Genomic DNA, 12023 nt, shown 5'->3' on the forward strand with positions numbered 1-12023 from the left:
TGATAGTTGCCTTGTCCAAACGCTTTATACGCCTCTTCGGCAGAGGTGTAGGCTTCGCCTTCGAGCGGACGATCCGGATCAGCGGGTTGGGCGCCTGCCGGGCAGACCACGACAAGCGAAAGCAGAAGACCGCCTATGGCAGCCCGCAGCTTACGTCGTCCTGGACGTTCAGCACCCCAATTAAACATGGCCCCCATCAGGCGGATAAAAAATTACGTCGCGGAGATTACCTGAGAGGTCGATCCGGCGGAACCGGAATTTGATGCACGGCCGCGACAAGACATTCAAAAATCATGATTTTTCGCGGTGTGTTGCGCAAATGCTTCGATGTTTTCCCAGTACTTTCAGGCGGCAAACCACCTGTTATGGAAAATTAAGCTTTTCATCGATTTTTAAAAGCCCCGCGAGCTTGGCGCGCCATGCGGCTGGACTGGAAATACTCTGTGGAGCCCATTCGCCAACGGCGTCGGGTCCGTTCTGGATTTGCGCCTCGTTGAACTGCCAAACCAGATATCTGACGGAGGGCGTCATGAATTCGGTCGATTGAAGACATTGCAGCAGCGTGGCCCAAGGGCCGATATCCCCGGCATTCCATTTCAAGGCGATCGGCCTGTCGATCTTGTTGGACAGGCGCTGCGGAAACCCGAAATAGGGCTGCACGAAGCTGTTGCCGACCACCGCGACCGGGGAAGGATCTGCGTCGAGCAGTCCGGCCGCCGGTTTGATGGCGGCCCGGATGAAGTAGGCTTCGGGCCCGATGGCCCGCTTTCGCTCCGGAGACAGGAAGTTGGCGGCGAGGTCGCCCAGGTGCCGGTCGCTCATCCATTCGCCGAGCGGAGCTCCGCTGCCCGGCTTTCCCGGCAGTGGTCCTTCGGCCGTGATCGAATCGGCGACTAAATCCGCGGTCGCTTCCGAAGCAAAAGTCGTCCAGTGGAAATCCGTACGGTAAAAGACCTCCTTTTTCCCCGCCAGGACGGTCCTTAGCGCGTCCCGAACGTCGGGGGCCTTGATGCCCGCGATGCGGAGGTCGGTGAGCAGCCGGTCGTAGCGCCCCCGCACGAGATCGGACATGGCTGCGCCATCGGGGAGCTGGGCCTCGTAATAGCGCGGCTTCAGGGGGACGACGACGACGATCAGTTTAATGTTCTTCTCGGCAAACAGGGTTGCTGTCTCCGAGATCAACCGGAGCGAGGCCTTTTCGGCCTCCGGTTTTGCCGTCGTCAGGCTCTCCCAGCCGGCGAAGAGCCAATTGGACTTGCCTTCCACGACGGCGTCATTCGCCTGAACAGGCATCGCCGCAAGGCACAGAAGGAGTCCTGCCGCCGCCGCGAACATTTTTTTGAATTTAATCAGATGGCTGCTGACGGGACAAAAGCTCGGTGGTTCCGGCGCAGGCTGGGCAAAAGTCATGCAAGTTAGGACTGGTTTGTTTGACGGTTCTGGGGTGACGATAGCTGAAACTGACCTGGCACCAAGAGGGCATCGGCTCACAAGTTAATACTTCGTATGATTAGTTTCTGGTCAATTGACAGGGGGGGCATCAGCCGCTAAAGATTTAGCAATCGGTTAAAATTTAAATAATTTAGGGAGTTGGGTAATGAATATTAAATATGCGACTGCTGTGGCCTTCGCCGTGGCGTTTTCCGGACTTAGCGCAACGGCATCTCAGGCCGCGACGGTGACGGGTAACCTCACGGCCGACAACCAGTTCTCAGTCTACATCAGCACGAGCGACTCGACTCTCGGTACGCTCCTCGCTTCGGGCAACAACTGGCCGACGACTTATTCGTTCTCGACCCCCCTCACGTCCGGCACCTACTATCTTCATGTCGTCGGTGACAATTTCGGCGGTCCAGCCAACATGGCTGGCGGCAATCCGGATGCGTTCATTGGTCAGTTCTCGTTGACCGGCAACTATGTTTTCGCAAACGGCACTCAATCCCTCCTGACCAATACAACCGACTGGCGCGCGACCGATGCCACCGGCGGAGCGGCGAACTGGAATAGCGCGCCGTCCGGAACCCCGATCAGCTATGGTACGAACGGTGGTTCGAACATTTGGACCAACAACAACGGCGGTCATCCCCTGAACAATATTTCCACGAACGCACAGTGGATCTGGTCGAGCCCTGATGCGACCGGCGAGGCTTTCTTCTCCACCACGATCTCCGCCGTTCCGGAGCCCTCGACCTGGGCGATGATGATCTTCGGCTTCCTCGGTGTCGGCTTCCTGGCCTATCGCCGCTCTGCTGGAAGCGTGCGGCTTGCCTGAGCGACGCGATGTAGTCTCAAACGCGAAGGCCGCCGAGAGGCGGCCTTCTTGCTTTCTGGCGTTGACGGCAATCGTTCGGCGATATTTGCGCAGCTAAACGGTCTTATGGTGCAGCTTGTCTGCGCGACCGATCGAGAAAGCGCCGCTCCGCATCGTTGAGCGGCGCGGTTAACGATCGCATCGGCCACTCCCATATGATGACCTTGGCCTTTGCCAACCCGCCGGGATTTCTTTCGAGCAGTCCCAGCAAAGCTCCGGCAAAGCCGCCTCCTGGCTCGCTGATCTGCGTGACTTCACGCGACAGGGCCGCCTGCAAATAGTCTGCGAACGCCGAATTCAGCGAGAAGGACGAGCCGGCAAGGATGACGGACGCATCCTCGGCATCGTCAAGCAAGCCGCCGCTGCGCTCAATTTCAGCCTTCACGTCGCGCTCCTGCTCGGGCGCAGGTGCCAGCCGGATCGGCGCCTCGATCAGGCCTGCAAGCCGGGCGAGATCACCTGTCCGGTTGCGCAACGCGCCTTCGGACAATCGGATCTTGTCGTGACCGGGGCCGACGGTCTCCATGATCGCTTTTGCGATCCGGTTTGCTGCAAATCGGGCGCCGGATTGATCCCAATGTGTATCCAGGTGCCAATATCCCGGTCGCGGCCAATTGGCCCTCACGTCAACAAGGATCGCGCCGTCAACTCTCGCAAGCTCCGCCCGAAAGCGGTCACGGCTTCGGGACTGGAGCGCCGCAAGGCCACACAATTGGTCTTCGACCTGTTGAGCTTTGTCCGGGACCGGTACGATCACCAGGGCAGCGCCGAGCCGTGACACCGAGCGCGCAAGATAGGGCAGCAATTCTGCTCGCGCCTTCATGTTGTCGGCATCAGATCGATCAGCCCGCAGCTCCTCCATCGAATAGAGCCAATCACCGCATCCCGCGTGAACCTGACGACCCGCATCATGCAGCAGACGATACTGTAGGCCGACCACCAATCCGTCGGGTGCGGAGCTCCGCGGCACTGCATGGAAGATCGCCTTGTCGACGTGCTGGGCAAAACGGCCATCGGTGAGATCACTCACAGTCGTCGTTCTCAGCACCTCGCCGAGCGCTTCGTGGCCTCTGGTCAGCACCGCGGCCAGCCCTGAGAAGATCACTGCGAGTACGAGGAGAGCCCTGATCGTCATGCGCGCCCCCTAGAACTGGAAGTACAGGAACGGAATGACGGTGCGGCTTTGCATCGTCCATAAGGCGCAGAGCCACAAGAGCAGCGCCAATTCGAACGGTGGGCGCGCGATATAGCGCCGCAGCGGGGAGTTGGGGAGCGCCGGCGCGTAGACCACGAGCAGACCCAGCCAGAGCGTCAGCAGTTCGGTTGGCCTCGCCGCCGCAGTCATCGATGACGAAAAGGACAGGCCGTTAAAACCCAGCAGCCCCGACATCATCGTTTGGGCAACCTGCCAGTCCTGAGCACGAAACAGCAGCCAGCCGATCATGACGAAAATCATTGTTAGGAGATGTGAGATGAGTGCCGGGATCGTAGGCGCGCCGGCCGCGCTCCAGAGTCGTGCTGCGATCAACCCCAGCCCATGCCAAACGCCCCAGACCAGAAAGGTCCAGCTCGCGCCGTGCCAGAGGCCGCCGAGGGCCATCGTCACCAGCAAGTTGAAATAGGAGCGAACCTTGCCCACGCGGTTTCCGCCAAGTGGTATATACAGGTAGTCGCGGAGCCAGCTTGACAGGCTGATGTGCCAGCGACGCCAGAAATCGGTGATCGATTTGCTCAGATAGGGATTGTCGAAGTTCTCCGGAAACTTCAGGCCAACCATCAGGCCTAGCCCGATGGCCATGCTGCTATAGCCAGCAAAATCGAAGTAGAGGTGCAGAGTGTAAGCGGTGACCGTCAAAGCGACGTCGGCGGCGCTGGGGTTCGGTAGCGAATAGCCGGCGTCGACGAGCGGCGCGAGCGTATCTCCGAGCAGCACCTTCTGCCCAAAACCAAGCATGAAGCGACGCCATCCCTCGGTGAACTCCGCAAGATCGAAGGAACGTGACGTGAGCCGTTCCGCCACCGACTGATAGCGAACCACGGGACCTGCGACGAGGTGGCCAAACATGGCCTGATAGGTCGCGTAATTCACGAGACTTGGTTCTGCCGCGACGGTCTTTCTGAAGACGTCCACCGAGTAGGAAATCGCGCCGAACACGAAGAATGAAAGGCCGATGGGCAGGGGAATCGCTGTCCAACGCCCGATCGGTGCGCCAAGGGCCAGTGCGCTTGCAGCGAGCAGGTTGGCGTATTTGAACCAGATCAGGCTCGCGAGAGGCGCAAGGATCGCGGCGAGCAGGGCGATCCGACGCTCGCGGCCTGCGCTTCGAACGATCCAGAGGCCTGTCGCCCAGGACCAGCAGGCGATGGCCATGAGGAGCGGGAGAAAATCGAACCGCCACCAGCCATAAAAGATCAGGCTGAACAGCAGGATCGTGGCATTGCGGAAGCGGGCAGGGACAATCGCATAAGCGAACAGAAATATAGGCAGAAAAAGAAAAACGAAGGAATCGCTGACGAATACCATCCGCGTGCGGCCTAGCGCTCTCGATAGGGCTCGGTCTCATCCAATTGACCGGTAAGACGAAGCCGCTCGGAATCCGTGCGAAGGAATATGCTGTAGTAATCTCCGGCGCGCAGTTGAGGGAGCGTCAGGGGGGCGTTGGCTTCGTTGCAGGAGGCTTCGAGCTTTGCGGTTACGGGATTGATGGTTCGGGATTGAACGGAGGCAAACGGGGCTTGCTGAAAGATGGTCGGACCATCTGCAATTTTGAGCGTGGCCGTGCATCCAGGTACGAGATTGAAGAAGCGCAGCTTGGCTTTCAAGCCGTCGCTCGAGCTCTGGCCCTCGTCAATGGATTGAACGTTCCAGGTCGAGTTCGTTCTCGAGATCACCAGGGTGAGATACGTCTCGGCGCCTGGCACGACGTCTTTCGAGATCGTGGAGCCGTTGACCGCCAGGTTCAACGGCTGGTTTCCCGGAACGGCGCGGTAGGCGCTCAGTCCCGTGGCCTCGTTGATCGGCAGATCCGCCGAATTGACCTCAATGTGAGGGAAATCTCCGTTGGAGAGTGTCGCAACCCTGATGAAGGCATATCCCGGCGGTGGTCTGGTCGCATACAGGCGGCCGATCTCCTGTCCCTGGCTTCGAGGCGCCATGGCGATCGAGAGGGACATGAGCAGTGCGGCAAGGCTGAATAGCCGTAGGCAAAGCCGACCGCGGGAGGGGGAGAAATTGGCCATGCTGGAATTGGGCGTGGTTGAACGAACCCAGACATACCATTCAATCAATCGAGCGGAAATCAGTGCAGACATGAGCGCTCGTCGCATGGCAAACGGAATTGGTTAGCAATGTCCTGGGGCGGAGGAGCCCCGTCGGACGAGGTGGTTCGTCGCCCCTCTGGTCGTCCCGGCCAGCTTGATCCAGGCCTCTCGCGCCGCGGTATTTGTGGCCGATGTGGCAGATGGATCGCACCGGAGGTTTGGCGAAAGCCAGACGGCCGCAAGCCTGTCCGTGTGGCCTTGTCCTGCGGATAAGAGACCATTAATATTGTTAATCTCTGTGGAGTTTGAATCGGGCTGATCCGAGGGGCAAGACAATGCTGAAACTGGCTGGAGCAATCGCCGGTGTTTCGATGATGCTGGCAGGTGGGGCGTCTGCGGCGCCGCTTCTGGCTCAGGCCACTACGTCTCATTCCAACCTTGCGCTCGAGCAAGTCAAAGTGGTTTGCGACGAGGGCGGGCGCTGCTACCGCCCCCAGGTCCGCAAGCCGGTCGCGCGCTGGGTCTATGGGGACGGCAATTTCTACGGTCCGTATGAGGGCCCCGGTTACTATGGCAATCCGCGGCTGAAGTATCGGGTTTTTCCCTATTTTTGGTGGTAATGTGCCGCGATTGGCGAGCATGATCAGCCTTCGCCGGGCAAGTCGGCCGACATAGTCCTACCAGTAGTCCTGGAGGTTTGCGATGACCAATCTGTTCACCCCCAGACAGCGGAGCTTGTCCCTGGGCGGGGCCGTCTGCGCTGCTATGCTTTGCGCCGCCATGGTTGCGACAAACCCGGCTGGCGCCGCAGAGAGCGGATCCACGGCCGCGGCGTCCGCAACCACGCCATCGACGCCGCTCAACGATTTTCGCAGCCAGCTTGGCGATGTTCGCAAGAGCCTCGAAGGCGTCAATGCAAGGATCGAGGAGAAGGCAAAGACAATCGAATCCCTGTCCAAGCCTGACGCCGCGAAGCAGCAGGTCGACGAGCTGCAGGCCCTGATCTCCCAGACCCTGGGCCTGGTCGCGGACAATGGCGAGATTGCCAGGCTCGGCGCCCGGGCGCTTGAATATGCTCGCTCCAAGCAGGAGCAGATGCGCAACGACACCAAATTCACGCCGGCAGAGCGGTCGTCTCTCCAGAAGCGCTGGGATCAGAACGTTGCCGAAATGGTGAAAGCGACGGACGACCTGGCCAAGGCCAGCAGCGAATTTGCGCAGCTCCTGAAGACCGTTCAGACCCGGGGCGACTATGCTTCCGAGGTGCTTGAGGTCGAGAACGCTGACGAGATGGTCAGGGTCGTGCGGAATCTCGCCGGTGACGTGCGGGGAGCCTCGGAAGAATTGAAGCTCTTCATCCGGAGCCTCACTCCGCCGGAGTCATGAGGCTGAGGCTAACGCCGACCGTCTTGGTTGCGGTCGCGGTGGGATTGGCCGGGTGCGACTGGCGCGAGGAAACGGGCTTCGTCGAGGTGAAGAAGAACTTTGCCAACCCGGGCGCCGGCGACACTCTGGTCCTCAATGCAACCACGCTCGATTTCGGCGCTCGCAACAGTCTCGTCGTCCAGCAGCCGACCGGCACCGCAAGTCTGCAGGTGAGACGCGGTGAAACAAGCCGAAAACTCTGCGAATTCGCGATCAGGAAGAACCGGGTGGTGACCGTGACATTGGCAGCGGCAAATGGTGGTCTTCGCTGCTCAGTGCAACTGTGAGACTAGCCGCCAAAGGTCCTGTATTCTTAAGACTCCACGGCCCGTTTGCTCGTCAATCGTACGATTGCAGGCGCCGGTCCGTGGAAGGGCAGGTCATTCGATCCGCAATCAATCTGCCACTGGCCGGTTGAATGAACCTCGTATTAAACGGCTATTGATTCCGATTTAAAAATCGCGAACAATATATATTTTATTTAAACTGACTTTTATTCCGCCGCTGCGCGGTCTCGGTTCCGTCGAATGTCGAGCGCCTCCGGACATATCGAGACCGGTTCCTCGCCGCGTCCTTGTGCAGGGGCAAGCTATGGGCGAAACAGAACTCCACCTTTTCCATCTACGGCGCCTTCAGCAGGCGCTCGAAAGAATCGCGTTTGATCTCGATGAAATGGAAGGACGCTCCCATACGCGTCTTCGCGACCTGGCCAAAGAACTATATGAATGCCCCGGTCGGAGCCTCGAAACGTGTATGTCCAACTTCGAAATCGCTGTGCGGGGTCGCTTGGCGAATTAGCACGGTTTAATTTGGGGGCTGGTCGACCTCGTCACTGGCGGCTTGCAGCGCATGAAGGGCATGGGCATGTCCGACACGAGATTTGCCATGAGGACCCGTGCAGTTTTGGACGATGATCCCATCAATTGGGATAGCCTCTCGTCAGACCTGACTTGGATGCGGCGCGAGCACTTCAACGAGGGTAACACGATCAGAGGATCGTGAGTGTCAAGCAACACCTCCGCAAAGTGCTGATGTCGAGAGAGACCTCGTCCGAGTAATAGGCCGCGACGAAAAAATGCATGCCTCTGCCAGTTGCTGTGCATACATCTTTAGATGGCAATCCATTGAAGTTCTCGTAATTGACGGACGAGCCTGCACAAAGAGCTGCCGCTGCAACAAGCGCATCAAAGATGACCTGTTGCATGTTCGCGCAACTCCCACGGCGCGAATTTTGGAAGCAGAACCTGATTCAAAATGCGGCAGTGGGCGCATTGGTGTGTCAGCGTCGTGACGATATTTTTTGCGCCGGGTGAATTCTCGAAGAGCAACTTCCACGAGATCTGTTTGATTGCATCGCGAAAAGTTTTGCGTGCGACGCCACAATGTCGCTGCGATCATTTAACACCTTCTATCGCGGGGAAGAGGCGAATCTTCAGCATCACGATGAGCGCCAGATACTCTCTCGATACGCAAAGGTTCGAATGGCTGTTGCAACTTATGGTTCTGGAGGCGTGCATGCGTTGTTGTCCACGCGCGGTAACTCTCTCCAGAGACCGTTTCAGATCGTGATCATAGCTGCTGACTTTCTGCTGATCTTGCTGAGTTATGTGGTTGCGGCTTCCCTCTATGGTGCGGTGATTGCTTCACCTGCCGACGGCGCGTCAGTAGGAGCCGGGTTGTTCGTCGGGGTCGTATTCGTCATGGTTGCCTATTTTCGGGACATCTATGCGGCGCACCGTTTGCTCGACCTCGCCTGGCAGCTCCGAAAGGCGCTCTTCATTTGGGTGATGTCGCTGATCATTCTGGCTGTCGCGGCTTTCTTGCTGAAGTCGACGGACAATCTGTCGCGTGGCACCGTCATCGTCTTCGCTGCGATCGGTGGCATCGGTCTGGTTTGTCTCCGCTTCGTTTGGCTGGCCGTGTTCGGTACAAGCTATGCGAGGAGTCGGCTGGTCGATCGCAAGGTGATCTTGCTGAGTCTGAAGCCGCTTGATTTCACCTCGAGCCGCTTCAAGGACTTGCGGCGGAATGGTTTCGACGTCATTCGCCATTTCGTCCTCGGGATCGATCGCGACGATGGCCACTGGGACCGGCAGATTCGAGACGTCATCCGCCAATCGCGCTCCGCTGATGTCGATGAATATCTGCTCGCGGTCGACTCGAACGAGCTGCCGATGCTTCGCAAGCTCGGGCCATATCTGCGCGCTGTGCCGCAGCCGATACGCCTGCTGCTGGACGATCCGATCGCAGATCTCGTCGCCCGTCCCTTTCTTCCGGTAAGTGGCACCGTCGCGGTCGAGATTCAGCGGCCGCCCCTTAGCATCATCGAACGGCTGCAGAAACGATGCCTCGACGTCGGGGTAGCCCTGTTTGCACTGGTGCTCCTGACGCCGTTGGTGCTCACCGTAGCCATTCTGATCAAGCTGGATTCACCCGGAACCATCATTTTCCGGCAGTCGCGCCGCGGGTTTAATGGCAAGCCGTTCGAAATCTTGAAGTTTCGCACGATGACGGTGTGTGAAAATGGCGAGACGATCACGCAGGCAACCAAGAGGGATGCGCGGATCACCAGGATCGGGCGCTTCCTTCGCATGACGAGCATCGACGAACTGCCGCAGCTCTGGAACGTGTTGCGGGGGCATATGTCACTGGTGGGACCGCGTCCGCACGCGCTCGCTCATGACAACTACTATGATGAGCTCATCAGCAAATATGTCTATCGTCATCACATGAAGCCGGGCCTGACGGGCTGGGCTCAGGTGAACGGATTCCGTGGCGAAACGCCGACGATCGACCTGATGGAGAAGCGAGTTGAGTATGACGTCTGGTACGTTGACAATTGGAGCATCTGGCTGGATCTGAAGATCATGGGGCGCACAGCGTCGGCTGTCATGTTCCAGGAAGCCTATTGATCCATCATCCCTGCGCGAATTAGCAGGGCTGTAACCGACGTCAGTTTCCGTCAGGTGGCGGCGGCGGCTTTCGAAAGAAGCGGATGATCGCGTCGTACATCGCTAGCAGCGGTGGCGCGAGGACGAAAAAAAAGCCCATCGCGACCGAAACGACGACGTGGCGAAGCAACAAGGGCTCGTCCCGTTCTATTTCGTTCTGGTTCCGCTTGATGGCAGCCGGCGAGAGCGTTTTCGCCAAGGGCGTCGGCTGCGGCTTGTGCGGACGAATAACGAGCAACACAAACAAGATGTTGAGCAGAACCCAAATAGTTAAAATCGTAAAGACGATCCGCATCCAAGACCCACCGGAAAAGAAGAAAAAAGAATAAGTTTAAATTAGCCCTTGGGAACCCTGATGACAATATGCCTAAAGTTTCGGCAGCGGAGGCGACGTAAGGACTGAACGCGCCCGGCAATGTGCCGCACACCGTGAAGCTGCGCCGGTGATTGAATGATGAAGTAATCGGAGAGGTTCTCGAATGGCATCGGCGTTTCATCCCAAGAGGCGGGGCCGCCAGATCTGGGGGCGGTATTGCTGGCGGCCCCGTACCGGACGATTGAAATCGTGGTCTTTGGTTTCGATTTGGGGAAAGACGAGTCCCACCCGGTCCGTGCAATAATGCCATCGGCACTCGGCGCATCAAGCCGAGATTCGGATTAACCTCACTTCTAAAGGTTAAGCGGCACATGTGCTAGATCGGCAGCAGACGGCTCAAAGCGCGGGCGCAGATCGCTGGCACGGGAGTCGGGCAGACATCGACGCGCGCACGCCGTAGCGGCAGAGGGCAGCCAGAAGAAACGCTGCGAATGCGATGCCGACGTCAAGACTAAAGTCGTCATTAAGGGGCCTGGTTTGTCATTGAGCAATTTCAACGCGCTGCCGTTCGGAGCTGTTCCTTTGCGAAAGGGATCGTGCCCCTATAACTCTCCAGGGTGAGCGAACGACATTTCGTATCGGTCGGAGAGGGCGATTTCTCGATAGAGCTGAACAATCGGCCCGAACAAAAAAGACCGCCCGAAGGCGGTCTTTGTTTCTTGATGAATGTCCATTTTAGGCCGCAGTGGGCGCAGACGTTTGGTTTCGACGACGATACGCGATGAAGCCCACGCCGCAGAAGCCGAGGATCATCATTGCCCAGGTGGAGGTCTCGGGGACGGCACCAACGTTCACCTGAATGTTCACAGACGCGAGCGTAGCACCCGTGCTGTTGCTCGTTGTCGCTAGGTCGATCAAATAAATCGCTGCTACGGTTGGATCGAACAAGCCGAGAGAAAAGGGAAGGAAGCCGATGTTCTCGCTATTCTGCGACGCTGTTCCGACATGGGTATTGTCGGAAAAGAGATCGAGCGGGATATCCGCGAGCGAATGACCAAGACTGTCTTTGATAGTAATCGTGGTCGACGTATTTGAGTTAGTCCCCGGGTCGTAGGAATATTCGAAATTCCACAGGGCAAGTGTTGATCCGGGCGTGCTCACCGGTGCAACGTAGATGTTGCCGGAGGGCGTGATCGGTCCGATGAAGCGAATTCCCGCGCGTAGTCCCAGCTCGACGCCATTCTCTTGGTCGACCGTGAAATGGCCGTCGACTGTACCTGTGCCGTTATGCCATCCCGCCGTGAGGGTCGTATCGTTCACGACAGTTGCCGATGCGCAGCTCAACCCAGTAATCAGTATGGCGGCGGCGGCCGCCAGCGTTTTGCAGTTCATTTCCGATGCCCCAGATTCATTTTGTTTTGAACTTTTCTACGCAGCAACAACTTACGCGAGTGATTAACTATTAAGCAATAGTTTATTTTGATATCCCGGCACCTTTTTCCCGCAGCGGCAATTCTCGACCGCCGCGTATTGGCGCGGCAGTAGGCGATCCTTTGGGCTAACCCGGCGGTCTTCGCGGTTCCCATTCCGAAAAGGGGCTGCGAACGCCACGAAGTGACAGATTGATGACAGGGGTTGGCGACCGCCTTTGGGCCGCCGGCCCGAGGCCACCTCTCACCGGAGTAAGTCACGGTCGCGCTACCCATCGTGCCCGCAGCTGACCCAGCGGTTGGGCTAGCGCTGATCGACCCGAGCAGCG

General features: G+C 58.3%; 12 protein-coding genes. 5 read left to right on the forward strand and 7 right to left on the reverse strand.

The annotated features are described in order from the left end of the window. Positions 1-363: 363 nt before the first annotated feature. A complete protein-coding gene (locus tag NLM32_RS13690; protein ID WP_254129496.1) occupies positions 364-1410 on the reverse strand; it encodes a twin-arginine translocation pathway signal in 1047 nt (348 codons plus the stop codon). 211 nt (positions 1411-1621) lie between these two features. On the opposite strand from NLM32_RS13690, the gene NLM32_RS46090 reads away from it, so the two are divergent. Beyond that, on the forward strand, positions 1622-2272 hold the full coding sequence (locus NLM32_RS46090) for a PEPxxWA-CTERM sorting domain-containing protein (RefSeq protein WP_254129497.1): 651 nt from the start codon (positions 1622-1624) through the stop codon (positions 2270-2272). A gap of 103 nt (positions 2273-2375) precedes the next feature. Here the strand turns inward: NLM32_RS46090 and NLM32_RS13700 are convergent, their stop codons facing one another. Genes NLM32_RS13700 through NLM32_RS13710 form a run of 3 tightly spaced genes read right to left on the reverse strand, consistent with a single transcriptional unit; the run spans position 2376 to position 5623 of the window. Continuing rightward, positions 2376-3446, reverse strand: coding sequence for a hypothetical protein (locus tag NLM32_RS13700; protein ID WP_254129498.1), 1071 nt, complete (start codon positions 3444-3446; stop codon positions 2376-2378). Positions 3447-3455: 9 nt separating this feature from the next. Further along, positions 3456-4835 carry an MBOAT family protein gene (locus tag NLM32_RS13705; protein ID WP_254129499.1) on the reverse strand — a complete coding sequence of 460 codons (1380 nt, stop codon included), beginning with the start codon at positions 4833-4835 and terminating at the stop codon, positions 3456-3458. A gap of 11 nt (positions 4836-4846) precedes the next feature. Next, positions 4847-5623: an alginate O-acetyltransferase AlgF gene (locus tag NLM32_RS13710; RefSeq protein ID WP_254129500.1), complete on the reverse strand. Its 777-nt coding sequence runs from the start codon at positions 5621-5623 to the stop codon at positions 4847-4849. 284 nt (positions 5624-5907) lie between these two features. On the opposite strand from NLM32_RS13710, the gene NLM32_RS13715 reads away from it, so the two are divergent. From NLM32_RS13715 to NLM32_RS13725, 3 genes are all read left to right on the forward strand, one after another. Next, entirely contained in the window at positions 5908-6192 is a 285-nt protein-coding gene (locus tag NLM32_RS13715; RefSeq protein WP_254129501.1) for a hypothetical protein, read from the forward strand. A gap of 82 nt (positions 6193-6274) precedes the next feature. Further along, positions 6275-6958, forward strand: a complete 684-nt coding sequence (locus tag NLM32_RS13720; RefSeq protein ID WP_254129502.1) for a hypothetical protein — start codon at positions 6275-6277, stop codon at positions 6956-6958. 23 nt (positions 6959-6981) lie between these two features. Next, positions 6982-7284, forward strand: coding sequence for a hypothetical protein (locus NLM32_RS13725; RefSeq protein WP_254129503.1), 303 nt, complete (start codon positions 6982-6984; stop codon positions 7282-7284). Positions 7285-7985: 701 nt separating this feature from the next. Here the strand turns inward: NLM32_RS13725 and NLM32_RS13730 are convergent. Further along, positions 7986-8201 (reverse strand): hypothetical protein, encoded by a 216-nt coding sequence (locus NLM32_RS13730; protein WP_254129504.1) that lies wholly within the window; start codon positions 8199-8201, stop codon positions 7986-7988. A gap of 178 nt (positions 8202-8379) precedes the next feature. Here NLM32_RS13730 and NLM32_RS13735 point away from each other — a divergent pair, with 178 nt between their 5' ends. After that, a complete protein-coding gene (locus NLM32_RS13735) occupies positions 8380-9909 on the forward strand; it encodes an undecaprenyl-phosphate glucose phosphotransferase (RefSeq protein ID WP_254129505.1) in 1530 nt (509 codons plus the stop codon). A gap of 40 nt (positions 9910-9949) precedes the next feature. Here the strand turns inward: NLM32_RS13735 and NLM32_RS13740 are convergent, their stop codons facing one another. Further along, positions 9950-10243, reverse strand: coding sequence for a hypothetical protein (locus NLM32_RS13740; protein WP_254129506.1), 294 nt, complete (start codon positions 10241-10243; stop codon positions 9950-9952). Between the two features lie 756 nt (positions 10244-10999). Further along, positions 11000-11656, reverse strand: a complete 657-nt coding sequence (locus NLM32_RS13745) for a hypothetical protein (RefSeq protein ID WP_254129507.1) — start codon at positions 11654-11656, stop codon at positions 11000-11002. Positions 11657-12023: the final 367 nt, after the last annotated feature.

The sequence above is a fragment of the Bradyrhizobium sp. CCGUVB14 genome, from assembly GCF_024199935.1.
Lineage (GTDB): Bacteria > Pseudomonadota > Alphaproteobacteria > Rhizobiales > Xanthobacteraceae > Bradyrhizobium.

Excerpts from the sequence above, each read along its gene's own strand:
- NLM32_RS13705 (WP_254129499.1), bottom strand. The coding sequence starts at position 4,835 with ATGGTATTCGTCAGCGATTCCTTCGTTTTTCTTTTTCTGCCTATATTT.
- NLM32_RS13710 (WP_254129500.1), bottom strand. The coding sequence starts at position 5,623 with ATGTCTGCACTGATTTCCGCTCGATTGATTGAATGGTATGTCTGGGTT.
- NLM32_RS13735 (WP_254129505.1), top strand. The coding sequence starts at position 8,380 with ATGTCGCTGCGATCATTTAACACCTTCTATCGCGGGGAAGAGGCGAAT.
- NLM32_RS13730 (WP_254129504.1), bottom strand. The coding sequence starts at position 8,201 with ATGCAACAGGTCATCTTTGATGCGCTTGTTGCAGCGGCAGCTCTTTGT.
- NLM32_RS13745 (WP_254129507.1), bottom strand. The coding sequence starts at position 11,656 with ATGAACTGCAAAACGCTGGCGGCCGCCGCCGCCATACTGATTACTGGG.
- NLM32_RS13700 (WP_254129498.1), bottom strand. The coding sequence starts at position 3,446 with ATGACGATCAGGGCTCTCCTCGTACTCGCAGTGATCTTCTCAGGGCTG.
- NLM32_RS13720 (WP_254129502.1), top strand. The coding sequence starts at position 6,275 with ATGACCAATCTGTTCACCCCCAGACAGCGGAGCTTGTCCCTGGGCGGG.
- NLM32_RS13740 (WP_254129506.1), bottom strand. The coding sequence starts at position 10,243 with ATGCGGATCGTCTTTACGATTTTAACTATTTGGGTTCTGCTCAACATC.
- NLM32_RS13715 (WP_254129501.1), top strand. The coding sequence starts at position 5,908 with ATGCTGAAACTGGCTGGAGCAATCGCCGGTGTTTCGATGATGCTGGCA.
- NLM32_RS13690 (WP_254129496.1), bottom strand. The coding sequence starts at position 1,410 with ATGACTTTTGCCCAGCCTGCGCCGGAACCACCGAGCTTTTGTCCCGTC.